This window comes from bacterium (genome assembly GCA_014360495.1).
GTDB lineage: Bacteria > Armatimonadota > JACIXR01 > JACIXR01 > JACIXR01 > JACIXR01.
On record JACIXR010000004.1, the window covers coordinates 39,464 to 66,054 of the forward strand.

A 26,591-nucleotide genomic window follows, 5' to 3' on the forward strand; every position below is an offset into this window, starting at 1 on the left:
CTAAACAGAATGTTCAGCTTATGACGAGGAGGAGTTTCAGGAGATAATAGGAAGCAGGAGCGGAGAAGAGGAGGCTATCAAATCTATCAAGAATTCCTCCGTGACCGGGCAGAATCGAGCTGAAATCCTTAATTCCCAGTTCCCTTTTGATCGCAGATTCAGCTAAATCGCCAAGGGGAGCAAATATCCCTATTACGAGAGAAAGGAGGAGGCTAACAAATATTCCCAATCCGCTCAAAATACCCAATATTGTCCCTCCTACGATAGCGGATATGAAGCCTAAAACGAATCCCTCAAGGGTTTTCGCCGGGCTGATATGTGGGAATATATGCTTTTTCCCCAAAAACTTTCCTCCAAAGTAAGAACCTATATCATTGAGCCAATTCGTAATGACAACGATAGCGCAGAGCCAAACTCCCGAGGGAGTTGAGGAACTGGGAGGATGAAGTGATGCTTGAGAGGAATACAAGAGGAGGAGATACGAGATAAGTCCGCTGATGTAAAGGATTGGGAGAAAGGTCAAGCTCAAATCTCGGAGAAGGTTTCTTCCCCTGCGGATTGCAAGCCCGATGAAAAAGGATAGGAGCAAAGTTAAGGCGAGGAGGTGAGGGATGAGAGACATTTTTTTAAAATAAACGAGGATGAGAAAGAGGGTTGATGATATAAAAGCGATGAACTTAAATGGATAAAATCCTTTGTTCTGTAGAGATGAGAAAAGCTCGTTTAGTGCGAGAAGGGAGATAGTGAGAAGAAGGAGGAGGAAAAGAAGGCCATCTCCCCAGGGAAAAAGGAGGGCGAAAAGGAAAACAGCTGTGCCCCAAAGGGCAGTGATTACTCTGTTTCTAAACAATTTTCCGCTCCTTGAGCATTCTTATAGCATTTTAAGTAATGATTAAAATTTTTTAAAGATTTTAATTAGGAAATATCACTTACGCCATTATTTTTTTCGGAAGTCAGGATTCAATTGGAGATTTTAGCCTTGCTTCGTCCCAGCAAAAGTATATTAACGATTGAAAAAGTCAGCAAAAAACAAATCTATTAGTAAATAACAACATTGAGTTGGCAATAAATGTTAAAATCTGTATAATTAAATAACTTGGAGGTGAATTCTGCTTTGCCAAAGACGAAGTCAGCGCAGAAAGCCCAAAGAAGAGCTGAGAAAAGAAGAATGAGAAATAAAGCGATAAAATCCGCCGTGCGAACCTTTCTTAAAAAAGCTCTTTCCGCCCTTGCGGAAAAGGACAAGGAGAAGGCGCAACTGGCGGTGCGGGAAGCCTGCAGACGACTGGATAAAGCCGTCAGCAAGGGGGTTTTTCATAAAAATACCGCTTCCCGTTTGAAAAGCAAGTTGATGAAAAAATTGCAGGAGCTTCTTTCAGCTAATTGATTTCTCCTCTTTATATGGGGAAAGTCCTGCCACTTTGAATATAAAGTATTCAAGTTTCTCCTTTGGGTCGGCTCCTTGCTTTATCTCCATATCTATCCTATGTAAAAAGCGAAGGATGGAGTAGAGCGACCTTTTGCTGAACCTCATCGCTTGCTCCTCCAATCTTTTAATCAACCAATTTCTCTTCTCAATATAATTCACTATACCATTATTTCCCTGAAGAAGAAAATCCTTTACCTCGCTTGGTGCCCTTTCTATGGAAATCTTATTTAAAGGGATTCCTCTCTCCTGAAGAAGTTTTGTCTGAATAAGCAACCTTGTATGGGAAACAAGGGAATGAAGGATGACGAGTGGTGTCCAAATATCGCCTGTTTCGAGAAGGGAATATAAAAATCTCATAGCTTCCGGTGCGTTCTTATAGAAGACGGCGTCTACTAAATGATATGTCTTTATATCCTCCGTTCCCACAACGAGATTCTCCACATCTTCCCTTCTGATAATGTCTCCCTGAGCATAGGTGGAAAGCTTCTCTATCTCAATTAACAGTTGGCGAGTATCCAAGGGAAGCGACAACAAGAGATTAAGGGCATCTGGCGCTATCTTTATATTCCTTTTTCTCAGCTCTTTCTGAACCCATTCCCTTTTCTGCTGTTCCATCTCCCACTTTTTGCCTTTAAATCCCGTGGACTTCTCCACTACAAAATCTTTGAGCTTACGAAGCTTTTCGCGAAGTTTTGTGCTCAATTCTTCTTTTTTCTCAACGCTGAGGATGAGAATTGTGGAGCGAGGAATCGTTTCAAGGGATTCCGCTAACTTCTTTTGCTCCCCTTCGGAAAGAGCACCGAAATCTCTCACTACTATCAGCCTGAATTTCGCTCCAATCGGGGGTGTGTGAGCTCTCTGGAGAATTGAAGTGGAGGAAGTTTCTTTACCCTTTAATATATCAAGGTTGAATTCCTTGAATTCTCCTTCCGCATATTTCTTTATCAAAGCTTCGATCTCGCCCTCTTTTAAAACCTCTTCTCCGATTAAGATGTAGATGTTTTTATTATCTGCCATCTTTTCACCTTCCTCAGCTCATTTATCTGATTTAAAGCGAGGTTAATTTTCTTCTCTTCAACGTCTCTACCATAGAAGGCTTCCTCACATATATTTATTATTTCCCCAAGCATTTCTCGGAAAGAGGGGGATAGGTGAGGGGAGATTTCTCTAAACCATTCCCTTAAAGTGTGGGAGCTTCTGCGGGCTGGCAACCCCATCCTTTCAAGTTTTTTGCCCAAAGCGATTAGGGAGAGGGCGAGCTTCTCTTTAATATCTCCTTTTTTCTTTTTCCTTTTCTCCTCCAAAATGGTAGCCCGATAAAGCAGAAATAGGAGGTAGATTGAAGCTAAAAAAAGGAATAGAGGGAATATTTTCCTCTTATGGAGGGCGTAATAACGCTGGAGGGAAAGATATAAATAGTAGAGAGAGGAGCCACCCGCAGGAGTGGGGTCGAATGTCAACCATCCTTGTCCTTTGATATACGCTTCAACCCACATATGGGCGTCCTTTTGCCTCACTATCCAAACATCTCTTTTGGGGTCGTATTCTGACACCGAGTATCCAACAGCTACCCTTGCGGGAATGCCTACTTCTCTCAAAAGTATGCACATAGCGGAGGCGAAGAAATCGCAATCTCCCTTCTTGCTCTTGAACAAGAACCACTCAACGGCGTTCTCAATTGGAGAAGGTGAACCAGTTAGCCGATAGGAATAGTTCTTCTTGAGATACTCTTGAATCGCGATGGCTTTTTGATAATCATTTTTTAAACCCTTCGTTATGCTCTTAGCAAGTTCCCCAGTCTTTTGTGAGGGAGGCTTCTGAAGGTAAATGGAGGATGTGAAGGGCTCCTGCCAGGCCAAATCGGGCTGAGAAATGACCTCATAGTGGATTTTTTCCCTTGTGAAGAAAACGGCGGAAAGGGAGTTATCAATGCCTTTCAAAATATAAAGGGGAGCTATATCGGGTTTGAACAGAATTTCGCAGGGATTAGGTGGCGTAAGGAGGTAGAGTCTTCTCCCAGTGAATGGAGGAGGTGTGAAAGGTCCAAAAAACCCGAAAATCGGAGGAGCAAGTGAAACAGGAACCTCTTTTAGGGAGAGCTCTTGTCTAACTTGGGAGAAGCGTGGTTTGATTTGTGAGATGGAGAAGACCCCGTTTTTTCCATTTAGTTGAGTGTAAGAGAAAAGATACTTAACCCAATATCTGCCCGTGAAATACTCATATGTTCCCTGTCTCAGCAGGGGAGTGGGCTCTCCCTTTAGCTCCAGAACGATTTCGTTTCCCCTTGGCAGGCCGCCTCCCAAAAGCACCGCATTGGGTAGAAATGGAGGATTTTCGTATAAATTGCTCCTTTGAAAGCTTTTGAGACGAATATAAACTTGAGGAGTGGGTAGAGCGGAGCTGAGCTTTTGAAGGGGTATGAAAAGGTAGAAGGCAAGGAGAACGGATAGGAGGAAGAGGAAAAGCCCCATCGTAAATAGGGTGGAACGAAGGGAAAAAAATCTTTCTATTTCATAGGAGTTGAAGATGAGAAGGAGGATTGAGAAAAGGAAGCAGAGGGAAGTATAGAGAAAAAGTTCTGGGTCAACTGTATAGGCGGAAATCAGACCAAGGAATGCAACGGAGGGAACAATGGAGAAAAGGAGATAGCCTGGGGAGAAAAGGGTGTAGCTTCGGAGAACGACGAGCCAGAGGAGGAAGTTCCCGATTATTAGCCCGAGCTCTCCTCCCGCCTCGGGAGGGAAGAGGAGAAGCCCTTTCCCCTTAAAGACATCTATAAATAGAAGAAGAAGGAGAGAGAATAGGAAAAAGGAAGAATATAGCCTTTTTTTCTTGTTTTCCCTGAGCAGGAAGCTAACGAGATGTCCATTTAGGATAAACAAAAGGGTGGGAATGCGGATGACATTGCTTTCCACAACGGAATAATAGGAAAACACACCGCTCAGCGTTACGCCGAGGGAGGTCAAATAGAGGAGTGTATCGCCCAAATCTTTTCCAACCTCTCTTTCAAATTATCCTCCCTGCCGATGACCGCTACAGTGGCAAGCGCTTTAACTGATTCTAAAAAGGGAGCAGAAAACCATCCTGTCCTGCCGAAAGAAGAGGCGTCCATCAGGAGCAGAAGAGGAGGATTTCCCATCTCCCTTTGCCTTCTCAGAAAGGGTAAAAGTGAATCATCGGGAAGAGATGTCAAGAGAACAAGGGACGATTCCTCGTCTAAATTCAATTCCTCAAGGAGAGCAGGGAGTTTAAGAGGGGATTTAGCTTCCAATCTCGCTAACAGTTCCAAGATGGGGGTAAAGGAAGTGTAGCGAGAGAGGTAAGGTTTTCCTTTATCGTCAGCATAAATTAGCGTAACATCACCGCCATTTTCAAGTGTCGCCCAAGCGAGGGAAGCGGCTACTTTTATTGATAGCTCAAAAGTGTTGTCTTTAATATCTCCGAACACGCCTTGAGGTGAGCAGTCTATCACGATTGTCTGGGAACGAGAGCCAGCTTGGGCGTGCTGAACGACGAATAAACGTCCCCACTTAGCGGATAATCGCCAATTTATTTTTCGCGGGCTTTCACCAGCTTGCCATTCCCGAACGCTGGCAAACTCCACTCCTCCCCTAGATGGCTGACCGCCACCCATCCCTTCTTCTCCCCTCCCAGAAAAGACGAGCAGGGAAGTGAATTTCACATAGGAGGGATAAATAATCATCTCTCCCTCCACTTTTTGTTTCCTCCTAATTTGAAAAATTCCGAGGAAATCCGAGGCTGATAAAATCACTTCTTTTATTTTATAAACCCCCCTTTTCACGGCGAAGAACCGCTCTTCTCCCATTACCTCGGATAAAATCAAGGAAGCAGGTTCTATGCTCACTAATGGCGGCGGCAAGACAGCTCTTGATGTAAGCATTGGGGGGGCGAAGGTTCCTTTTTCTATTCTGTGGATTATCCTCCCTTCTTCTCCCTGTGTCAATCCCACTGGGAACTCCACATTGATTTTTATTTTGAAAAGGAAGAAGTAGCTAAAGAGAAGGGAGGAAAGGGGAAGGGACCAGAGAAAGGAAGCTATAAAGACTATATGGGGAAGTTTGATTATAAAGGCGAGGATTAGAATGTAAAAACCTATGAATAGAAGAGATAATTGCTTTACTTTAGGGCTCACCAAGAGGTAAGCATCACCTTCGTATCAATGGGACTGGGACTTTCTCCACTATTTCTTTCACCAGCGAAGGAACATCAACTCGTCTTTCTGGCTTAAGAATGAGCCTGTGTCCAAGAATATGAGGGATAAGAAATTTCACATCGTCTGGTAGGACGAAATCCCTCCCTTCGGATAGGGCGAAAGCTTGCGCGCATCTCTGCAAATGGATTCCCACTCTCGGGCTCGCTCCAAGGGAAACCGCCGGATGTCTCCTCGTTTCCCAAACGAGGTCAACTATATAGCTTTGAATCTCGGGCGAAACATATATCTCCTTAACTTTTCCCTGTAGGGCAACTACTGTATCGGGGTCAACAACCCTCTCCACCCTTTCAGCTAAATCGTCCACCTCCTTATGATTTCTCAATATTTCCTCCTCGCTCTCCTTCTCGGGATAGCCAAGCGAGAGACGCATCATAAACCTGTCTATTTGTGCCTCGGGAAGCGGATAAATGCCGTAGTGTTCAACTCGGTTCTCCGTGGCAATAACGATAAATGGCTCGGGCAGCTTATAGCTTACGCCATCAGCCGTCACCTGATGTTCCTCCATACTTTCCAGAAGGCTTGCTTGTGTTCTCGGCGAAGCCCTGTTTATTTCATCAGCTAAAACTATATTTGCGAAGATGGGTCCAGGCTTGAAGATGAACTTGCTCTCCTTTGGGTCGTAAATGGAGCCACCAGTTATATCGGATGGCAAAAGGTCGGGGGTGAACTGAATTCTCTTGAATATCCCTCCTATTGCCTTAGCTAAAGCCTTTGCCAATGTCGTTTTACCTACTCCTGGTATATCATCAATTAAAAGATGCCCTTTCGCTAAGAGGCAGATAACGGAAAGCTTTATTACCTCATCCTTCCCTATGATTGCTTTTTTTACTTCTTCAATTAGTCTTGATACATTATCTCGTGCTTCTTCAATGTTCACGCTCTGGTCACCGTTTTCGGATAAGAGATTCCCACTCCCGTGTAAATCCATTTGTGAGAGCCGCAGACGGGACAATGCCAGTTCTCGGGAAGTTTTGCAAAGGATTGTGCTTCGGGGTAATACTCATATCGGCAGATTCTGCATTGCCATTTGCCTAAGAAGTAAAGCTTGTTCCTAGTCATAAAAGGACCTCTCTTTTCTTCCTGCACAAAAATCACCTCTTCAGGGAAAAGTGTTTACTTTATACTGATTTTAAATGATGATAAAATGGTCGTCAATTCTAATTTGCTTACCAGGTTGAAAGCTAACATGTTAAAATAAATTGAGATGCTAATCAAGTCTAAAATTGCGATTTTGTTCGTTATGTGTTTGGTTTATAATGCGTCCACCTTCTGCTCGCAGGAGAGGAGGGTTGTTGGAAGGTGGGATTTGATTGAATTCTCCCTGAAGAACGAGAAAATCTACGATAACCCCTTTCGCGATGTTGCTCTTATAGGGGAATTTAGGAATTTGAAGAGCGGAAGAGAGCTCAAAATTTACGGATTTTACGACGGTGGCTACATATGGAGAATAAGGTTTATGCCAGACGAAGAAGGGGAGTGGAAATACAAGATATATTTCTCCGATGGGTCAACTAAGCCGATTGAAGGTGTTTTCCTCTGTAAACAATCAAATATAAGAGGACCTCTGAGAATTTATCCTCCAAATAGCATATGGTTTTGCACTGCTGATGGAACTCCGTTTTTCTTGTTTGCCTATGATATGGAGGAAGCAGATGTCGTTGCGGAGATGGGTAAATTGGAGGAGACTTTGGACTTCGTTCAGAAGTTCGGTTTCAATGCAATCGTCGCTCCCCATTGTGGGTTTAGTGGAATCCCCGGGGTAGGCTATCGTGCACCCTGGGTCAATACTGGAGATGGGTTTGACTTTTCCCGCTATGACCTTCGCTTCTGGAGGAATATGGACAGAGTTTTGTTCAGCTTGAAGAAGAGGAATATGTATCTTATCCCAGCGAACATATTCGGTGGAACGAATGGAGTTCCCAGAATGCCCAAAGAGGAATGGGAAAACTTCGTGAGATATTGGACTGCTCGCTGGTCGGGTTTCTTTAATGCCACATTTCAACCCGTAACGGAGTGGGAGGAAGGTTTTAGCCCCGTTGAGGTTTTAGAAATCCTTGAGCTCATAAGAAAATATGACCCCTGGCATAGGCTTCTAAGCGTCCACTCATGGAACTATAGCAAGAAGGCTTTGGAGATATGCTCATCTCCTTTTTACGATTATTTCACCCTTCAGGATAAGTTGAGGGACTGGAATTATGATAAATATAAAGGGTTGATGGAGGAGATTCGGAGTGTGGTGAGGAAGCCGATACTGGCGCAGGAGTGTATTTGGGAAGGGGATGGCTATCAGGGAGAAGCGGGATTGGATGTGGCAAATCTCAGGAAAGCCTGCTGGACTATCCTGCTTAGCGGTGCTCACCTCTCCTATGGCGACCAGGTGACCCCTCCGCGCGAGATAGGTAGAAACGGAGCGTTTTTCGGCAATTGGGGAAAGCTAATGGAGCCAGCGGGGCTTCTTTATCCTTATTTGAAGTTTATGTATCAAGTTTTAACTTCAGTTCCTTGGTGGAAGATGGAACCATATCCTCAAATAGAGGGTAAAAATGTGGTTTGTTTGGCATCAATTGATAAAACCGTTTTTCTTGTTTATCTACCAGAGGGAGGAAATTTTGCTTTGGATTCCCTTTCTGGAGGATTTGAGGTAAGGTATTTTGACCCTGTGAAATGTAGGGAAGAAAGGAAGGAAAAAATAAGTGCAAAGGAAAAGAAACTGGCTATTAGGGTGGAGGGGGAAAAGGTATTAATAATTAGAAGAAGAGAAAAATAATGGGAAAGCGCTGTGATGGCTTTTTGTGAAAAACCTTTTGGTTCCTAATCTTCTCCTTCCAGAGCGAGCCTTCTTATCTCCCGAACTGAGCGACCCGCCAAGCCGAGCTTTTCCACTGTCCTTCCTTCCTCCCAAAAATCTCTTTTGAGGACCACGCAGGCGAGTTTGATAATCGTCTCTATCGTATCAACGGGAATTCCCAACATCCTTCCCAAAGATGCGATAGGGACAAGGCTCATCGGAACATCCTCGGTTATATAGCGATGCTCGAGCGTGGGAGGGGCTTTAATCCCATAGTAGCCCCTGTTATTATGGATTGCTTCAAAGAGGGATGAACCAGCAGCGTCATATGCGATGTAAAGCCATTCCCGTGCCGTCATGGGTCTTATGCCCAAAGCTTCCATAACCTTGCATCTTTCCTCGTCAATTCTCTCCAATATGCTTGCTATTGCCGGTGTTACCCCCTCTATATAAAACTCGAAATCTCCGTGGGTTGATTCTATGCGAGATGCGTTAAGAACGGTTATAGCGGGATGGAAGACCGCCCCTATATTGTTAAGACTTGTTAGGAAGACATTCGCCTCGGGAACGAATTGTGGAAACGCAACCCTTAAAGCTTTTATGACCTCTATAGTTCTATAAGCGGGGATAGCTGCAACAGGGATGCTGTTTTTTATGCGGAAGATGCGCACTTGTGCTGGATTGATGTTGCGGGAGGCGAAAATGAATGTTTGAGCCTCCGCTACTATCACATTTGCCTTTACTCCCCTCTCTCTCAAGATTTGATAAACCTCCAATGCTCCAAATGTCCTTCCCGGGTTCAGAACGATTATTTGTCCATCTTTGAGGTGGGGAGCCATCTGCTCGGCGATGAAACGATGACCATTTGCAGGGACGACGACTAAAAGTATATCGCTTCCCTCCATCGCCTCTTCAGCATTTGTAGTGACGATAGGAATCTCTCCGAATCCACGCAAATCGGGATGCATCTCCGAGCCAACTAACTCTATACCACCCATCAATTTTATCGGCTGGATGCGTGGTTCGCTGCGATTATAGAGGCGGACCTGGAATCCCTTCAAAGCCAAGTAGCCCGCCATCGCTTGTCCCCCGTTCCCTGCACCGAAAACCGTGAATATGGGTCTTCCCAATTCGTCAGGCATTTTCTTCCTCTCCTTTCTCCTCGTTGAAATTCTCCTCTATTAATGGTAGGGTTACCATGGCGAGCGTCAAATCTCCCCTTGAGCGTTCCAAAACTCCCCTTACCATATCAACTGTTCGGCGGAGGTTTCCCGTTATCGCATCGGGATAAATTAGAGAGGATAGAAAGTAATAGACTTCTTCCATCAGACTGAGGAGCCATTCACATTCCTCAAGTTCCCCTCTTCTAATACAATCAAGCAGCATCCTCCTCACCTCACCCATTGCTTCTCCGATTCCGTTTAGATAAGCGGTATACAAAACCCCCAATTCTTTTTGCTTTTGAATGGGTTTCTTCTGTTTAATTGAGAAGATGACGCTTGCCTCCACTAGTTCCTTTTCTGCGTCGTGAACGAAGCCCGAGTAGCGAAGGTCGGGATGCCTCTCCAAGAGGGAGACAAGCTCCCTATGTCTTTCCAAAGCATCGTTTAAAAGCTTTTCTGCCTCGGATAGCTCTCCTTGATGAAGAGCCCTTATGGAGAAGGCGGAATTCCTCGTTATCTCACGGGAAAGCTTGAGAGCTTCCTCTCTCGCTTTGTCCTTTTCATCAAGGATTTCCTTCGCCTCCGCCAGCAAATTCCGAAAGTCATATTTCATTTTTGGAGCCTCCTTTGTTTATATTTTACATTTATGGGGAGAGAAATTCTACCTTATATTTGAAGAAATTACTATTACTGAAGCTTTATGGGGAGGATGGGAATCTTGAAGCTTTTTCCTCTTTTGAGGGGATTATCTTTAATCAAGGGAATGCTTGAAGCGGGGGCGATAGTGGTCCTCCCGAATCGTTGGGCGAGGTCATCAATCACCTCGTAAAGTTTTGAAATCTTCTCCGCCCTTAATTGGCTATCAAATATATTTGGTTGGTAGGCGTTTTTGGAAAGCAAATCTGAGAGAATTACTCCCGTTTGGCGATATAGGGCTTCGTCCTCATATAGCTCCTCAAATGGTTGCCTCAAAAGAGGGAGTATCTCCACTGGATAGGCGGAAGGGGAGGAGAGCTTTATCTCCATTCCAACGCAGGAGTAATCCTGTTTGCGAAGGAAGAAGATAACCTTCTTTGCCAGAAGTTCGTATTTCCTCGCCTTGAAGCAGGCTTTCTCTAAGTTCATAGATAGATGGGCGAAGACCAAGTTCTTATCGGCGGTGGGCGGGAAGGTGAGGGCTTTGCTGATAGATTTGTAAGAATCTTTTGGTTCTGGATTGACGGGATAGACGCTTACTCCCCGCAGCTCTAGCCAGATTTCATAAAAGGGCTTTGAGAAGTATTTCTTTATGAAGTTTTCCGATTTGCGAGCGTAGTCAAGGGCTGTTCTTATTCCGAGCTTCTCGCAGAAGGAGGCTGTATTGGGTCCTATCCCCCACACCTCGGAGATGGGCAAATCCTTGAGATAAAGATGAATCTCCCTTCCAGGGATAACTGTCAAGCCATCTGGCTTTTTCTGTTTGGAGGCGATTTTAGCTAGAACCTTGGTCAAGCTTATCCCCACGGAAACGGTTATGCCGAGCTCTTTCTTGATTGTCTCTTTTATGCGGAGACCGATTTCCTCATAGGAAGAATGAAGTGGTCTTCTCAAGCCTGTCAGGTCCACAAAAGCTTCGTCTATTGAGTATTCCTCAACGATGGGGGAGAAGCGACGCAAAATCTCAAAGATTCTCAGTGAGAAGATGCTGTATTTTTCGTAATCGGATTTAAGGATAACCACTTGGGGAAATTTCCTTTCCACTTCCTTTATCAGCATTCCTCTTTGCACGCCGAGCGCCTTCGCTTCGTAGCTCGCAGCGGTCACTATTCCCCTGTCCTTTCCCACGACTATCGGTTTCCCTTTCAGGGAAGGATTCGTTGCCTGTTCACAGGAGGCGAAGAAGGCGTCTGCGTCTAAATGGAGAATCGCCCTTGGAAAGCCTTCAATGGAAATGGGTTGCTCATTATTCATCTATATTTCCTCACCACTCCTATTACGACTCCGAAGATATTGAGACTTTCGGTTGGTTTGATTGGAGGATAGCGTGGGTTGGCTGGGACGAGGAGTATCTCTCCCCTTTGTTTGCGGAAATACTTCATCGTCCATTCGCCATCTACTTCTGCAATGACGATATCGCCGTTTTTGGGAGCAAGGCTCCTATCAACTAAGACGAAATCGCCGGGCAATATACCCGCCTCTATCATTGATTCGCCATAGACTTTAACGAGAAATGTGGAGGTAGGATTTCTTATGAGCCATTCTTCTAGGGAGATGTTTTCAAAAAGTTCCTCCTCCGCTGGGGAGGGGAAACCAGCGGTTATATCTCCGACGAACTTTAACTCAACCTTTTCCTCTTCCTGCTTTATTGATATGGGTTGAGCATCTGCTATTTCCTTCCTTGAAGGCATAGCCTCAGCTCCTTTAGGGGGAATCAATATCTATTTTGCTTTTGGGTTTGGGTTGTTGTCAATACATTTTTTGTCATTGCTGGCATGGGTAAAGATTTTTGAAAAATAAATAAATCGTTATGAAGGAAATGTTAAAAAATTTGAATTGATAGCATAAGGGGGGATTTATAATAACGAAAAACAAAATGTTTCATATAAAAATCTATATCCAAAGACGCGAGTCCGACAAAGGAGGACCTGGCAATTGCATTCATTCTCTATGATTAAATACGAGATTGCCACGCCTTCTGCGAAGCAGAAGGCTCGCAATGACAATGGGGGTTCTTATCCCGCTACGGAAGGAATTGTCGCTAAAACCTATACCCATAGATGCGAGCGATAGCGAAGCAATCTCTTTTTTGATTGTTTCGGCTTCCTTATCTAAAGCCTACAAACCTATGGTTGGAAGCGAAAGTAGGCGATATCTCCGTCCTTCATCACATAACTTTTCCCTTCAATCCTCACGATTCCCTTTTCTTTCGCAGTAGCCCAAGAACCCACCTTGACAAGCTCATCAAAGGATATAACTTCTGCTTTAACGAACCCTTTCTGGATGTCTGAATGAATCTTCCCCGCCGCCTCCCAAGCCGTCGTCCCTTCCTTGATTGGCCAAGCTCTTAATTCCTTTCCCACACCCGTATAAAAAGTAATCAACCCCAACATGCGATAGCATTCCTTCAAAATCTTCACAAGCCCTGTTTCCTTGATGCCCATCATCTCAAGGTATTCCTTTCTTTCCTCGGGAGAGAAGGCGAGGATATCCGCTTCCAATTTGGCGCATATGGGTATGGCTTGAAATCCATCAATCTCCGTCATCTCGCCCTTCACAATCTGTTCCTCATCCATATTGGCTACTATTAAGCAGGGCTTGGAGGTTAAGAGGAAAAGACCGGAAATCACTTCTTTCGCCTTCTCATATGCGTTGAAGGTGATAGCCCAATTCCCTTTCCCTATATGCTCCTTGAGGAGTTCCAAGACTCTCAATTCCTCCCTTTCCTTCTCGCCTGGTTTCTTCCTTATCCTTTCTATCCTCCTCTCTATGGTTTCCAAATCGGCGTAAAGAAGCTCGGTATTTATTATCTCAAAATCCCTTTTGGGGTCTATCGTTCCCTCAATATGGGGGATTTGGGGGTCGGAGAAGAATCTTATTATGTGAACTATAGCGTCCACCTCTCTCAATTGGGCGAGAAACTGATTTCCCAATCCTTCACCCTCGTGTGCCCCCTTCACCAAGCCGGCTACATCAACGAACTCAATTGTTGCTGGCTTAACCACCTCCTGAGAGAATATTTTCGCCAGCACATCAAGACGCTCATCAGGGATTGGGACGATTGCCCTATTTGGGTCTATTGTTGTGAAAGGGTAGGGGGCAGCTTCAGCGGATGATTGAGTTAGGGCGTTGAAAAAGGTCGTTTTCCCCGCGTTCGGCAAACCCACTATCCCCACTCTTAACATAATTCCCTCAACTCGTTGAGACCGCTACTTCCTCTTTGAGGAGGACTTTCTTAAGGAACTGTCCAGTATAGGAGATGGGGTTCTTGATTATCTCCTCAGGTGGACCTTCGGCGATTATATAGCCTCCCTGCTCACCACCCTCGGGACCGAGGTCAATTATCCAATCAGCCGTCTTTATCACTTCCAGGTTATGCTCTATGATTAGCACTGTATTCCCTCTATCAACCAAGCGATGGAGGATATTAAGGAGTTTCTCCACATCGGCGAAGTGGAGTCCTGTGGTGGGTTCATCCAATATGTAGAGAGTTCTTCCCGTAGCCTTGCGAGATAACTCCGTTGCCAGCTTTACCCTCTGCGCTTCCCCGCCCGAGAGGGTAGTTGCTGGCTGACCCAACCTAATATAGCCGAGCCCCACATCGTAGAGTGTTTCCAGCTTCTTCCTGATGGGCTCTATGTTGCGGAAGAAGTGAAGGGCTTCCTCAACCGTCATATCCAAGACATCGGCAATCGTCTTTCCCTTGTATTTTATCTCCAAAGTTTCCCTATTGTACCTCTTCCCCTTGCACTCCTCGCACCTCACATAAACATCAGGAAGGAATTGCATTTCCACCTTTATATATCCGTCGCCCTTGCAAGCCTCACATCTTCCACCCTTGACATTGAAGGAGAAGCGTCCTGGCTTATATCCCCTCGCTTTCGCCTCCGGGAGTTGGGCGAATAGCTGGCGTATCAAGTCAAAGACGCCAGTATAAGTGGCGGGATTGGAGCGGGGAGTTCTCCCTATGGGTGATTGGTCTATGTTAATCACCTTGTCTAATTCCTCCAATCCCTCAACTCCTTTATATTCGCCCGTGGGAAGCCTCGTTCCATAGAGGTGATTGGAGACGACGGGGTAAACTATCTCCTCTAATAGAGTGCTTTTGCCCGAACCGGAAACGCCAGTTATGGCGACGAAAAGACCCAAAGGAATCTTCACATCTATGCCCTTCAAGTTGTATTTCTTCGCTCCCTTTATAATTAACCATTTCCCCTTGGGTTTTCTCCTCGTTTTGGGGACGGGAATCCTCCTCGCCCCTGAGAGATATTGTCCCGTTATTGAGCGGGGTTCCTTTATTACATCCTCCAGGGTGCCCGATACCACGACATATCCGCCATGCTCTCCCGCCCCAGGTCCCAAATCTATAATCCAGTCAGCTGTTCTTATCGTTTCCTCGTCGTGCTCAACTACAATCACCGTGTTTCCAAGGTCCCTCAATTTGATGAGGGTATCAAGAAGGCGCCTATTATCTCTGGGATGAAGACCAATGGATGGCTCATCAAGGATATAAATCACCCCCATTAATCCCGAGCCAATTTGGGTAGCAAGCCGAATCCTCTGCGCCTCCCCTCCCGCTAATGTGTTTGCCGGTCGCTCCAGGGTAAGATAGCCCAGTCCAACATCCTTGAGGAACCCTAAGCGAGCCAAAATTTCCTTTAAAATTGGCTGAGCTATTATCTTCTCCTTCTCGCTCAATTGCTCGGGAAGTGAGGCAAAGAACTTGTATGCCTCATCAACGGAGAGAAGGGTGACCTCATATATATTCTTCCCCGCAACCTTTACAGCGAGGCTTTCCTTCTTCAACCTTTTACCCTCGCAATCCGGGCAGACATGGGTTGCCATAAATTGCGCCACTTCCTCCTTGACCCGCTCCGAGGTGCTATATCTCAGCTTCTCTTCAAGCATCTCCTTTATTCCCCTAAAATGCGTCCAATACTCCCTCTCGTAGCCTCGCCAGTTAACATAGGAAATGAAGACCGGTCTATTCGTGCCATAAAATAACATCTCTCTTATTTCAGGAGGAAGCTTCTTTATCGGCTCGTGGAGGCTGAAGCCATATTCCTCCGCAAGGCTTCTTATGATGGCGGGATAATACTCGCTATAGAACTTCCTAAGGGGGATTATCCCGCCCTCCGCTATGCTCTTATCGTAATCAAAGACCAGGTCGGGAGAGAAATCGGTGACATAGCCCAAGCCGTGGCAAGTGGGGCAGGCGCCATAGGGGGAGTTGAAGGAAAACTTTCTCGGCTCCAGTTCGCCCATACTGAATCCGCAAATCGGACAGGCGAATTCCTCTGAGAAATAGAGCTCTTCCCCGTCCATCACGCTGACTATCACCTGTCCCTTGCCCATCTTCAAAGCCGTCTCAAGGGAATCGGTTAATCTTCCCTTTATCCCTTCCCTCAAGACTATCCTGTCAACAATCACCTCAATGTGATGGATTTTGTATTTATCAAGTAGGGGGATTTCCTCCTCGGCGAGATTTAGCATCTGCCCATCTACCCTTACCCTTGTGAAGCCTTCCCTTTTTATCTCCTCAAGGAGGGATTTATATTCTCCCTTGCGTCCCTTAACGATGGGGGCAAGGACGAGAATCCTTGTTCCTTCTGGGAGGTTGAGGATTTGGTCTGTTATCTGCTGAACCGTTTGCCTTTCTATTTTGACTCCGCAATTCGGACAATAGGGGACGCCGATGCGGGCGAAGAGGAGGCGGAGGTAGTCATATATCTCGGTGACGGTTCCGACCGTTGAGCGGGGATTACGCGGTGCGGATTTCTGGTCTATGGAGATCGCGGGGGATAAGCCATCAATGAAATCAACATCGGGCTTATCCATCTGCTCAAGGAACTGGCGGGCGTATGCTGATAGGCTCTCAACATATCTTCTTTGCCCTTCGGCGTAGATTGTATCAAAGGCTAGGGAGGATTTCCCCGAACCAGATAAACCCGTAATAACGACTAACTTATCCCGGGGAATCTCCAGATTGATGTTCTTGAGATTATGTTGCCTTGCGCCTCTGATGATAATCTTGTCCTGGGGCATGGGTTCTCTTTAAATTGATTTTAGCGAGGGGAAGATAAAAGTCAAGATAGTGGTAATCCATCGTAGAGGGAGAAGATATTCTCGTGGCTTTCAAGAAGGCGTTGTAGTAATGGAGTTTCGTTGTCATAGCGTGGGTTGAGTTTTTTGTCTTTGGGGGCGGTAGCGAAGCAATGACAGAAAGTTGGACAAGAAGAGATTGCCACGGGCTCCCTACGGGAGCCCTCGCAATGACAAAGGGGTGGATTGCCACGCCCGCTTCGGCGGGCTCGCATCTATAGGTATATGTTTTAGTGGCAATTCCTTCCATAGCGGGGTAAGAACCTCACTGTCATAGCGAGGAGCGAAGCAACGAAGCAATCTCGTATTTAGTAAAAAGAGACATAATGAAATTGTCAAGCCCGCCTTTCACGGATTCGCACCCATGGGTATTAGATTTTTATATGAGCCATTTTTCCCCTTTTCGTTATTTTGAATCCACCCTTTTTTCAAAAATCTTTACCCATGCCAGCATTGACATTCTTTTTGTCACTGCGAGGTGCTTGATTAGTTGGGCTTCTAAACAGCATAGAGATGATAGGACTGCGGAAGGGGTGAAGTATAACGGAAGAAAATAAATGTTATCGGCTCTTGGATAAAATTTGTACGGAAAATTAAAAGAAGAAATTTAGTGAATTAAGTATCGGCTCTCAATGGGCTAATGCAAAAAATCTTGCCAAATTACTCCTCTTTGCCCCGTAGCCCTGACTAACTGCCGTCAGAAGGCTCTCGCACTCATGAAAATAGAGTATCCCACAAGTTTCAAAAGGCGAAGACCCCCAAACTATTTCTTCTTTTTCTCCCTCCCATATCCATAACTGTAGTAATAGTAATAATAATAGTAGTAATAATAACCTCTTCGGGGAGTGAGGAAATTCAAAACCAATCCCAACAACCTACCACCCGCCTTCTCCAAACTCGCAATTGCCTGCCTGAGTATCCCTCTCCTTGTGGAGCCACTCTTAGCCAACATCAAAACCCCATCGCTTATCGCCGAGAGAACCAAAGCATCCGCCATCCCCATAATCGGAGGGGGATCCAGCACCACCATATCATACTTCTCCCCACACTCGTTCAGCAAATCCCGCATTCTTTGGGAATCCAGCATCTCCACGGGATTAGGCGGAACGGGACCGCAGGGGAGAACAAACAAGTTCTCTCCCACCTCCCTAACACAATCCTCAAGCTTTTCCTCCCCCACTAAAACACTTGTCAATCCCTTCTCCCTTTCCAAACCGAAGAGATGATGAATCTCGGGATGGCGCATATCGCAGTCTATGAGGAGCGTCTTCACTCCTCCCGTGCTGAAAGCAAGGGCGAGGTTGCTCGCAACGACTGTTTTCCCTTCGCCCTTAATTGAGGATGTCACCAGCAGTGTTTTGATGGGTTTATCCAACTGGCTGAACTTTATATTAGACCTCAATGTGCGGAAAGCCTCAGCGGCGCTCGAGCGGGGCTGAGTGAGGACCGGTAGATTTCCATCCTTTACCTCAAACTGGGGAATCGCTCCCAAGACCGCAACCCCCAAGTCCCTCTCCGCATCAAAAGGAGCCTTAACGGTATCGTCAAGATATTCCGCTAATAAAGCGGCTGCCACGCCGAGAAAAATGGCGAGGACGAAGCCAGTGGAGATGAGGAGATTGCGGGGTGGGAAGGCGGGAGAGGTGGGAAGGGTAGCTGTCTCAGCGATATAAGCGTTTCCTCTCGTAGTCGTCTCCCTGACCCTCGCCTCCTGCAATCTCTGCAAGAGGTCGGTATAGAGAGTGGAGAGGGTTTGTCTTTCCCTTTGGAGGCGAGCGTAGGTGAGGCTCTTATCGGGGAGGGTTGATAGTTGGGTCTCAAGTGGCTGAAGGAAATCCTCCAAAGCTTTCTTCTTCGCCTCATTAGCAAATATCTCCAATTGAGCGGATATCCTCTCGCTTTGAAGTGGATTTAGGGTGAGGCTTTCCCCAACCTCCTCTCTTGCCCTCTGCTTCAATCTCTCCTCCAATTCCCTCTTCAAGTTATCAAGATTCTTCTTAGCCTCTAAGACCTGGGGATTGTTCTGAGTGTATTTCTCCTGTAGGTTCAAAAGCTTCAGCTCCGCCTCCGCAATTGCATCTCTTAACTTGGAAATATAGGGGGCATCAGCTAATGTTTTCCCCGAGACGACCCATTCCCCCTGCTGTTTGAGGATATTCTCCACTTTCTCAAGCCTTGCCTGCGCCATCTTGATTGAAATATCGCATCCCTCTATCTCCGCGCGGAGATTTCCCACTCTCTCAATAAGCGAGCTCGTTTCCTTATCAATATCCACGAAGCCCTCCTGCTTTTGGAAATCCCTTATCTTCGCCTCAATCTCGTTCAATGTTTTCTCCATACCCTTTATACCCTTTTTCGGATTGCCGTAGATTTGCTCCTCAAGAAAAATCCTTGTCTCCCTGCTTTCCCTCTTAGCGATATTATCCACTTCCTCAACGAAGGCATTAGCGAGGGCGTTAGCCATAAGCATAGCGAGACGGGGGTTGGGGGAAGAAGCATCTATCTGGATGATATCCGTGTCCCTCAAAGCGTTCACCTTAATGGAGGAAGCCATTGCTTCAAGGCTTATATTATTTACCTCACCTGCGGAGGCTGAGTTTCGCCTCATATACTCAACTGCTTTCCGCAACACATCCCGGCTCGTCATAAGCTTAACAGCGGTGGAGATATCTGGTGCGAGGCTATAGGTGGGAAAGGGGATGGTGAGAATCTTTTCTGTCTCTCTGAGGATTCTCACTTTAGCGCTTGCCCTATAAATCTTGGGCTGAGTGATTGTATAGATGACGACGAGTCCGAGGACGACGCCGAAGGTGATGAGGGCAACAGGCATCCTATTAAAGAATATCGCGATGTAATCTCTGAACTCTCGCTGTTCTCTTTTCTCCTTCATAACAATTTAAATATAGTAAAAGACCACAGTCTTTGCAAGAGGTTTTAAGCTTTTTGAATTTGCGATGGGGAAATGGGGTTCCATTTAAAATAAAGGAGTGTTTGGCACCACCTAATGGTGGTATTCTTCGCCCTTGTCATTGTGGAAGCGACATCATTTTTGTGATTGCGAGCCTTAATGCCTTAGCATCAAGGCTCGCAATCTACCTTTTTGTTAATGCGAGTTAGAGAGAACATTTAAAAATAGAAATTTTTCTTGACTCTTCTTTCCAATGAGAATATGATTAAGCTACTATGAAGTTAATTGAAAAATTCAAAATATTATGCCGGGTGTTATTTTTCACTTCTCCAAAAGAAGTGGCTCCTTCTTTTATGGATAAATTTCGTTTTCTTCTTTATGGTTTTTCTGTTCTTTTCCCTTTCCCACTTAGATACTTGTGGAGAGAAAATAAAGCCTTTTCTCGTGGGTTAAAGTTGATCCGCCGCGATTGTAACTGGGTTCTTTATGAAAGAAAAGGGGTTTACTATATAGTCCCAGACGACGGAGAATACATTTCTTATTTATTCTACCTCATAAGAGATATAAATTTACTCAACAAATATCAAGAGCCACCCGTAATAGTGGAAGAAGGTGATATAGTGATAGATTGTGGCGCAAATATAGGTGTCGCAAGCTTGCTATTTGCTAAGAAAGCCGGTAAAGGGGGAAAGGTAATAGCAATTGAGCCGGAGGAAAGAAACTATGAAATTTTGGAGAGGATGGCAAATGAAAACGAAGGGAGAATAGCCCCCATTCTCCCCCTAAAAGTTGCCGTTTATAAGCAAGATTGCTCAATGCAGTTGCTTATTAAAAGTTCAGCGAGTCATTCTCTATCCCCTTATAAGCGGGAGGAAAAATTAAGCAAAGGTATCCAAGAGGTAACGGCATTAAAAATAGATACAATTATAGAAGAGACGGGATTAGAGAGGGTAGATTTCATTAAGATGGACATAGAGGGGGCGGAAGTTGATGCCCTATTGGGAGCGGAAAAGACAATTTCCCAATTCAAGCCTAAATTAGCCATATGTTCATATCATCGTCCAACCGACCCAATTGAGATAAGGGAAATCCTTTTAAAATATAATCCCAACTATAAGTTCAAGGAAATTGAAAGAGGTGAGAAAGTTCTTTTCGCCTGGGATGATGAATCCCGCTAATAGGGCGAAGGGTTTGTAATAGTATTAAAGTTCGGTAGCGTTTCAAATATTGCGGATTAATAAGTTGCCTACTACTAACAATATAGTTGTAATTTTGGAGAAGAGGAAAGCCAACCAAACAATAAGTGGTGGAAATTTTTAAAGGAAGGTATATACAATGGAAGGTATAACAAAGGAAGGTCTATAAAAATGGTTGACTTATTTAGCAAGGGAGATTAAAAAATAATTATTCAATGTAAATCTATGAAAGGAAGGGAACATTGATGTCTAAAATTTCAAGGGAAAATATAGCCAAAAGAAAGGAAGCAGCACCCTTGTTTGTGGTTACATACACTTATCCCCCCTGGGCAGGTCCGCAAGGGGTCGTAGCTTCAAAGCTTACTAAATACTTGTTAAAGTCAGGATGGACACCGATTGTTCTCACCAGCTTTCCCAAAATAGAGAGGGGTCCGATAAATCCCTTGGAGATTCCGGAGGAGCTTGTTCACCGTGAGCCAAGTTGGGAGTGCTGGGAAGAGGAAAAGCCAATCCTAAAATTCACGGGAAAAATTTTCAGCAAAATTCCGGGTGGTGTGTTATTATTTAGGGGCTTAATTTATCGCTATGATTGGCAGTGGAGGAAGAAAATAGTGAGAAAGGGAATGGAGTTGGCTGAAAGGTGCAAGCCTTCCATAATCCTCGCATCTTGCGGCCTTGCTCCAGAGGGTTTGCTTGCCGCAATGGAGCTTTCTCAAAAGCTTCATATCCCTTGGATAGCCCATATGCGAGACCCCTGGGCGAAAACCAGGGATGGGGGGAAACTTTTCTCCTTCCTACTTCAAAGATTTAAAGAAAAAATAGAGCGAAGGGTGTTATCTAATGCCTCGGCGATAATAACTGCTTCGGAAGAATTCGACTTCTGTGTTGACAGAAACAAAAAGCCAATATATGTTATCTACCATGGCTATGACCCAGAGGCTTATCCCCAAAATGTATCGCTACTCCCACAATTTACCATAACCTATTGTGGAAGCCTCCTCGGCATGCCAATTGCCCCACTCTTCAGAGCAATTGCTAAACTTAAAGAAGAGAACTATACGAAACGATACCCACTAAAATTGAGGTTTTTCACTCTCGAGGAAGAGAGGAAACAGATAGAGGCAACAGCGAAAGGATTTTCCCTATCGGATATTGTGGAAGCTTTGCCTTTTGTCCCCCATAAGGAAGTAATGGAAAGAATGTGTGAATCCACATTGTTGTTAGCTCTTCGGAACCTTCCCAAATTCTACACTCACTTGGGGACCAAGTTTCCAGAATATATGGGAGCTAAAAGACCGATCTTGCTTCTCAGCACTCGTGATTCCCTTTCCGCAAGGATGGTGAGCAGTTTGAGAGCCGGCTTTGTATGTGAGAATGAAGAGGATATTTACTTATTTTTGAAAAAAGCTTTGGCTGATTTTTATTTAAGGGGAGATATAGAGTGGGAACCAGATTGGGAGGGGATTGAGAGTTTTTCCTGGGAGAAACTAGCAAGAAAATTTGGCGAGATATTGGGGATGTATGCAAGGAGGGAGTAATGGATACGAGATTGCATCTCATAGCGAAGCTTTTCTACCCCCTCCTTGATTTAAGTAGCTTCCTATACCTCTACCTTTCCCTTAAAACACGGATAAAACCCCTCTGCTGGATTCTTGTGTATCACCATGTATCTGACGACCTAGGGCAAATGTTTACAAATGTAACACCTCGCTTGTTTGAAAAACAAATAAGGCAGGTATGATGGAATGTATACCAAAGGAGGGTGTATAAAAAGATTGACTTATCCAGCGAGGGAGATTAAAAAATAATTATTCAATGTAAATCTATGAAAGGAAGGGAACATTGATGTCTAAAATTTCAAGGGAAAATATAGCCAAAAGAAAGGAAGCAGCACCTTTGTTTGTCGTTACATACTATTATCCCCCCAGGCCAGGTCCGGGAGGACTCGCAACTTCAAAGCTTACCAAATACTTGTTAAAGTCAGGATGGACACCGATTGTTCTCACTACTCTTCCCCAATTAGGGAGGCCCCAGCTAGTTCCGTTGGAGATTCCAGAGGAGCTTGTTCACCGTGAGCCAAGTTGGGTGTGCTGGGAAGAGGAAAAGCCAATCCTAAAATTCACGGGAAAAATTCTCAGCAAAATTCCGGGTGGGAGGTTATTATATAGGGGCTTAATTTATCGCTATGATTGGCTGTGGAGGAAGAAAATAGTGAGAAAGGGAATGGAGTTGGCTAAAAGGCATAAGCCATCCATAATCCTTGCCTATGCTGTCGAGGGTTTGCTTGCCGCAATGGAGCTTTCTCAAGAACTTCACATCCCATGGATAGCCTATATGCTTGATCCCTGGGCGAAAACCAAGGATGGGGGGAAACTTTTCTCCTTCCTACTTCAAAGATTTAAAGAAAAAATAGAGCGGAGAGTGTTATCTAATGCCTCGGCGATAATAACTGTTTCGGAAGAATTAAACTTCTCCGTTGATAGAAACAAAACGCCAATATATGTTATCTACCATGGCTATGACCCAGAGGCTTATCCCCAAAATGTATCGCTACTCCCACAATTTACTATCACCTACTGTGGAACCCTCCAGGGCATGTCAATCGTCCCACTCTTCAGAGCAATTGCTAAACTTAAAGAAGAGAACTATACGAAACGATACCCACTAAAATTGAGGTTTTTCACTCTCGAGGAAGAGAGGAAACAGATAGAGGCAACAGCGAAAAGATTTTCCCTATCGGATATTGTGGAAGCTTTGCCTTATGTCCCCCATAAGGAAGCATTGGAAAGGGAGTGTGAATCCACATTGTTGTTAGCTCTTCGGAACCTTCCCAAATTCTACACTTACTTGGGGACCAAGTTCCCAGAATATATGGGGGCTAAAAGACCAATCTTGCTTCTCAGCCCGCGTGATTCCCTTTCCGCAAGGATGGTGAGCAGTTTGAGAGCCGGCTTTGTATGTGAGAATGAAGAGGATATTTACTTATTTTTGAAAAAAGCTTTGGCTGATTTTTATTTAAGGGGAGATATAGAGTGGGAACCAGATTGGGAGGGGATGGAGAGTTTTTCCTGGGAGAAACAGGCGAGAAAAATCGGAGAGATATTGGGGATGTATGCAAGGAGGGAGTAATGAATACTAGATTGCATTGCATAGCGAAACTTTTCTATCCCCTCCTTGATTTCAGTGGCTTCTTAGACCTCTATCTTTTCCTAAGAGCAAGGATAAAACCCATCTGCTGGATTCTTGTGTATCACCATATCTCTGACGACCTAGGGCAAATGTTTACAAATGTAACACCTCGCTTGTTTGAAAAACAAATAAGGTATCCTCTCGCCCGAAATTTTAAGGTGCTTTCTCTTGCCCAATTGATTGAATATATCCAGAGAAACAGCCAACTGCCTTCCAGGTCTGTTGTCATTACCTTTGACGATGGGTATAAAAACAATTACATTTATGCCTATCCAATTTTAAGGAAATATAAACTTCCCGCCACGATTTTCCTAACTACAGGATTAATAAACGGAAGCATCAAACCCACATCCCTTTCCGAAATTTATAGGGAAATATTTAGTAAATATCCTCAAGAAGGGCTTTCTCTCCAATGGGAGGAGATTAGGGAAATGAGCGATAATGGAATAGAGTTCGGCGCTCATACGGTTTCCCATCCTCTCCTGACGAGGGTTTCCTTAGATAAAGCGAGAGAGGAGATAGAACTATCTAAAATGGAAATAGAAGAAAAATTAGGTAAGGAAGTCAAATATTTCTCCTATCCCTATGGGGATTATAACGAGGAAATAATAGAAATAGTGAAGGTGGTAGGATTCCATTGTGCCCTTACTGTAGAGCCATTCCCTATTAAAAAGTGGACGAATTTATACAAATTGGGCAGGATAGCCATAGTCTCTAATTTTCATCACTTCAAGGCTCTCGCTTCTTGCTTCGTCTCAGATATAAAGAGGAAAAAGAAATGAATCGTCTCATCCTCTTTTTTCTTCCCTTCGCCATTGCGCTATCGCCTGAATTCCCAAATCCGCTTATTCCAAAGCTTCGCTTAAGCGATATACTCATAGCCCTTGCTATTATCATCTGGTTGGGGAATCTCGCTCTCCAGAGAAGATTGCCTCGCCTTCCTAAAGATTTCTTCCTTCCGATTTCCCTTATTTTTCTCCTTAATTTCGTTTCTCTTTTCCACGGGATAGCGATTGGAACCCTAAGCGGAGAGTTTCTCCGGAGGGGAATCTATTATTTGGGAAAGAGGGTGGAGTATTTCCTAATTTTCTTTCTCGCAAGCGATTTAGTGGAAGGTGAAGAAGACTTAAAACTTCTCGTTTATTCCTCCCTTTTTGCTTCCCTTCTTGCTTCCATATATGCGGTAATCCAATTTCGTCTTACTGGAGGAAGGGCAACGGGAACAATTGAGGGTCAGCCTAATATATTGGGCGCCTACATCCTCCTCCATATCGCTCTCGCCATTGCCCTCCTTTCTTATGCCGAAGGCGCCAAAGTTCGTTTCCTCTTGCTTTTTGTTTTCTCTTTCGGTATATTTGCCATTCTCTATACCTTTTCACGGGGAACATTCGTTAGCCTCGCTTTCCTCTTCCTTTTCTCACTTCTCCAAAAGCCATCCAGGAAATACGGCATAGCCCTTCTCATCGTCTTCTTTCTCGTTCTCTTTGCGCCCTCTCTTTCCCCGAAGGTAAAGGAAAGGATAATTAGTATACCCATTGAGGCTAAGCTGACATTTGAAGGTCAAATCACGAGAGGTGGTCAGAGCGCCTTTGCCGACCGCTATATGGGTGTAATTTCCGGTGAACATTTTCGGAGAATTTCTCAGCATCCCTGGCTGGGCTATGGTATGGGTTATAAGCCTCTCGGTTGGTTTGATATATGGATATTCTCCGAGCTCACATATAATGGAATATTAGGCACACTTGTTTTTTTATGGCTACTTTTCCTTATTGCCAAAGAATTGCTTTTTTATTATCATGAAACAGAAGGCTTACGAAAATGGGTTGCCCTTGGACTTCTCCTCTCCTTTCTTGCCTTTCTTATCCATTCGCTTGCCGCCGATACTTTTTATATAATAAGACCAATGGAAGCCTTTTGGCTCCTCACAGGTGCTACCATAGGAGGTGAAAGCAAGGAAAATGTATGACGAAAACGAAATTAATCTGCTTGTGCAAGCGAGAGATTTCGTGAAATATCGCAAAGGACAATTCAAAGGGAGCATAGAGATTAAGCAAAATACTCCTTATCCGGTTGTTTCCATAGTCATTCCCACGCGAGATGCTTGGGGAAGGGGATGGTTTCCAAAACTTGTGAAACAAATAGAGGGGCAAACTTTCAAGGATTGGGAACTTATAATAGTGAAAGGGGATACAATTCAAGCAAGAGCAATCAACTCGGGCGTAGCGGTGAGCAGGGGGAAATATATTTTGACCTTAGACGACGATTCCCAGCTTCCCCAGAAAGAAACGATAGAGAATATGGTTAGGGCGATGGAGAGCGATGATAAAATTGGTGCCGTGGGAGCAGGTAGACCTATACCACCATATGCCAACTGGTTATCTAAAAGGATGATGATGGAAATATCCCGCAACACGCTACCGGTAGTGGAAGAGATAACGGACAGCATCGTAGCGGAGCACGGATGCTTGCTTTTAAGGAAAAAAGCATTTCTGCAAATAGGGGGTGAAAACGAATTTCTCTTTCGTGGTGACGACTCCTATCTCTGTGATACGATAAGAAAGGCCGGCTATCGGGTTGTAATAGCGCCCAAGACCTATTATTATCATCTACCTCCCCATACCTTACGAGGCTTTTTAAAATTCGCTATTAGAAACGGAAGGGGCTCAGCGATAATTCAGAAACTTTACCCGCAATGGGTATACGATAATCCCGACGAGCATAGAATGGATGTTGATTTTCAGCCCTCCTTTCCAAAGAGACTTTTGCGGGCTATCAAGACGACATTTTTCGCTTTCCTTCTCTTCCGCCCTATCTATATAATCTACCGCTTCTTCTATACAATCGGCTACATCTGGGGATGGCTAAGACCGAAAGTTCCAGATTGAA

24 protein-coding genes are annotated in these 26,591 nt (G+C 44.7%); 10 read left to right on the top strand and 14 right to left on the bottom strand.

Features of this window, described 5'->3' with window-relative positions; translation table 11 throughout:
- Window positions 1-13 precede the first annotated feature (13 nt).
- On the bottom strand, window positions 14-850 hold the full coding sequence (locus H5T88_04075; protein ID MBC7329516.1) for a phosphatidate cytidylyltransferase: 837 nt from the start codon (window positions 848-850) through the stop codon (window positions 14-16).
- 264 nt (window positions 851-1,114) lie between these two features.
- On the opposite strand from H5T88_04075, the gene H5T88_04080 reads away from it, so the two are divergent.
- Window positions 1,115-1,387 carry a 30S ribosomal protein S20 gene (locus tag H5T88_04080; GenBank protein ID MBC7329517.1) on the top strand — a complete coding sequence of 91 codons (273 nt, stop codon included), beginning with the start codon at window positions 1,115-1,117 and terminating at the stop codon, window positions 1,385-1,387.
- Here the strand turns inward: H5T88_04080 and holA are convergent.
- The 5 genes from holA to H5T88_04105 are packed head-to-tail and all read right to left on the bottom strand — an operon-like array spanning window position 1,376 to window position 6,722.
- Window positions 1,376-2,446 carry a DNA polymerase III subunit delta gene (holA, locus tag H5T88_04085; protein ID MBC7329518.1) on the bottom strand — a complete coding sequence of 357 codons (1,071 nt, stop codon included), beginning with the start codon at window positions 2,444-2,446 and terminating at the stop codon, window positions 1,376-1,378. The two genes, H5T88_04080 and holA, sit on opposite strands and share 12 nt — an antisense overlap.
- Entirely contained in the window at window positions 2,416-4,416 is a 2,001-nt protein-coding gene (locus H5T88_04090; protein ID MBC7329519.1) for a transglutaminase domain-containing protein, read from the bottom strand. Before H5T88_04090 ends, holA begins: the two co-directional genes overlap by 31 nt.
- A complete protein-coding gene (locus H5T88_04095; protein MBC7329520.1) occupies window positions 4,392-5,582 on the bottom strand; it encodes a DUF58 domain-containing protein in 1,191 nt (396 codons plus the stop codon). Before H5T88_04095 ends, H5T88_04090 begins: the two co-directional genes overlap by 25 nt.
- A 13-nt stretch (window positions 5,583-5,595) precedes the next feature.
- Window positions 5,596-6,591, bottom strand: coding sequence for a MoxR family ATPase (locus tag H5T88_04100; GenBank protein MBC7329521.1), 996 nt, complete (start codon window positions 6,589-6,591; stop codon window positions 5,596-5,598).
- The gene (locus H5T88_04105; protein MBC7329522.1) at window positions 6,537-6,722 is read right to left on the bottom strand and encodes a rubredoxin; all 186 of its coding nucleotides are present in this window, start codon (window positions 6,720-6,722) and stop codon (window positions 6,537-6,539) included. Before H5T88_04105 ends, H5T88_04100 begins: the two co-directional genes overlap by 55 nt.
- Window positions 6,723-6,867: 145 nt before the next feature.
- On the opposite strand from H5T88_04105, the gene H5T88_04110 reads away from it, so the two are divergent.
- Complete coding sequence (locus H5T88_04110; protein ID MBC7329523.1) at window positions 6,868-8,430, top strand: DUF5060 domain-containing protein; 1,563 nt, start codon at window positions 6,868-6,870, stop codon at window positions 8,428-8,430.
- A 44-nt stretch (window positions 8,431-8,474) separates the two neighbouring features.
- Here H5T88_04110 and H5T88_04115 read toward each other — a convergent pair whose 3' ends face one another.
- The 4 genes from H5T88_04115 to H5T88_04130 form a co-directional block, all read right to left on the bottom strand.
- Entirely contained in the window at window positions 8,475-9,593 is a 1,119-nt protein-coding gene (locus tag H5T88_04115; GenBank protein ID MBC7329524.1) for an NAD/NADP octopine/nopaline dehydrogenase family protein, read from the bottom strand.
- Entirely contained in the window at window positions 9,586-10,227 is a 642-nt protein-coding gene (locus H5T88_04120) for a hypothetical protein (GenBank protein MBC7329525.1), read from the bottom strand. The genes H5T88_04115 and H5T88_04120 overlap by 8 nt, the downstream gene beginning before the upstream one ends.
- A 74-nt stretch (window positions 10,228-10,301) precedes the next feature.
- On the bottom strand, window positions 10,302-11,564 hold the full coding sequence (locus H5T88_04125; GenBank protein ID MBC7329526.1) for a DNA polymerase IV: 1,263 nt from the start codon (window positions 11,562-11,564) through the stop codon (window positions 10,302-10,304).
- Window positions 11,561-12,001 carry a LexA family transcriptional regulator gene (locus H5T88_04130; GenBank protein ID MBC7329527.1) on the bottom strand — a complete coding sequence of 147 codons (441 nt, stop codon included), beginning with the start codon at window positions 11,999-12,001 and terminating at the stop codon, window positions 11,561-11,563. Before H5T88_04130 ends, H5T88_04125 begins: the two co-directional genes overlap by 4 nt.
- A gap of 244 nt (window positions 12,002-12,245) precedes the next feature.
- On the opposite strand from H5T88_04130, the gene H5T88_04135 reads away from it, so the two are divergent.
- Window positions 12,246-12,383, top strand: coding sequence for a hypothetical protein (locus H5T88_04135; protein ID MBC7329528.1), 138 nt, complete (start codon window positions 12,246-12,248; stop codon window positions 12,381-12,383).
- 53 nt (window positions 12,384-12,436) lie between these two features.
- Here the strand turns inward: H5T88_04135 and ychF are convergent, their stop codons facing one another.
- From ychF to H5T88_04155, 4 genes are all read right to left on the bottom strand, one after another.
- On the bottom strand, window positions 12,437-13,495 hold the full coding sequence (gene ychF / locus H5T88_04140) for a redox-regulated ATPase YchF (GenBank protein ID MBC7329529.1): 1,059 nt from the start codon (window positions 13,493-13,495) through the stop codon (window positions 12,437-12,439).
- A gap of 7 nt (window positions 13,496-13,502) precedes the next feature.
- The gene (gene uvrA, locus H5T88_04145) at window positions 13,503-16,355 is read right to left on the bottom strand and encodes an excinuclease ABC subunit UvrA (protein ID MBC7329530.1); all 2,853 of its coding nucleotides are present in this window, start codon (window positions 16,353-16,355) and stop codon (window positions 13,503-13,505) included.
- The gene (locus H5T88_04150; GenBank protein MBC7329531.1) at window positions 16,312-16,662 is read right to left on the bottom strand and encodes a hypothetical protein; all 351 of its coding nucleotides are present in this window, start codon (window positions 16,660-16,662) and stop codon (window positions 16,312-16,314) included. The genes uvrA and H5T88_04150 overlap by 44 nt, the downstream gene beginning before the upstream one ends.
- Before the next feature lie 513 nt (window positions 16,663-17,175).
- Window positions 17,176-19,302: a polysaccharide biosynthesis tyrosine autokinase gene (locus H5T88_04155; protein ID MBC7329532.1), complete on the bottom strand. Its 2,127-nt coding sequence runs from the start codon at window positions 19,300-19,302 to the stop codon at window positions 17,176-17,178.
- Window positions 19,303-19,673: 371 nt separating this feature from the next.
- Between H5T88_04155 and H5T88_04160 the strand changes: the two genes are divergently transcribed.
- The 7 genes from H5T88_04160 (at window position 19,674) to H5T88_04190 (ending at window position 26,590) form a co-directional block, all read left to right on the top strand.
- Window positions 19,674-20,498: an FkbM family methyltransferase gene (locus H5T88_04160; protein MBC7329533.1), complete on the top strand. Its 825-nt coding sequence runs from the start codon at window positions 19,674-19,676 to the stop codon at window positions 20,496-20,498.
- Window positions 20,499-20,761: 263 nt separating this feature from the next.
- Complete coding sequence (locus H5T88_04165; GenBank protein ID MBC7329534.1) at window positions 20,762-22,054, top strand: glycosyltransferase; 1,293 nt, start codon at window positions 20,762-20,764, stop codon at window positions 22,052-22,054.
- Window positions 22,054-22,257: a hypothetical protein gene (locus H5T88_04170; GenBank protein MBC7329535.1), complete on the top strand. Its 204-nt coding sequence runs from the start codon at window positions 22,054-22,056 to the stop codon at window positions 22,255-22,257. The genes H5T88_04165 and H5T88_04170 overlap by 1 nt, the downstream gene beginning before the upstream one ends.
- A gap of 104 nt (window positions 22,258-22,361) precedes the next feature.
- Window positions 22,362-23,645 carry a glycosyltransferase gene (locus H5T88_04175; GenBank protein MBC7329536.1) on the top strand — a complete coding sequence of 428 codons (1,284 nt, stop codon included), beginning with the start codon at window positions 22,362-22,364 and terminating at the stop codon, window positions 23,643-23,645.
- Entirely contained in the window at window positions 23,645-24,487 is an 843-nt protein-coding gene (locus H5T88_04180) for a polysaccharide deacetylase family protein (GenBank protein ID MBC7329537.1), read from the top strand. The genes H5T88_04175 and H5T88_04180 overlap by 1 nt, the downstream gene beginning before the upstream one ends.
- Entirely contained in the window at window positions 24,484-25,671 is a 1,188-nt protein-coding gene (locus tag H5T88_04185) for a hypothetical protein (GenBank protein ID MBC7329538.1), read from the top strand. The genes H5T88_04180 and H5T88_04185 overlap by 4 nt, the downstream gene beginning before the upstream one ends.
- The gene (locus H5T88_04190; protein MBC7329539.1) at window positions 25,664-26,590 is read left to right on the top strand and encodes a glycosyltransferase; all 927 of its coding nucleotides are present in this window, start codon (window positions 25,664-25,666) and stop codon (window positions 26,588-26,590) included. Before H5T88_04185 ends, H5T88_04190 begins: the two co-directional genes overlap by 8 nt.
- Window position 26,591: the final 1 nt, after the last annotated feature.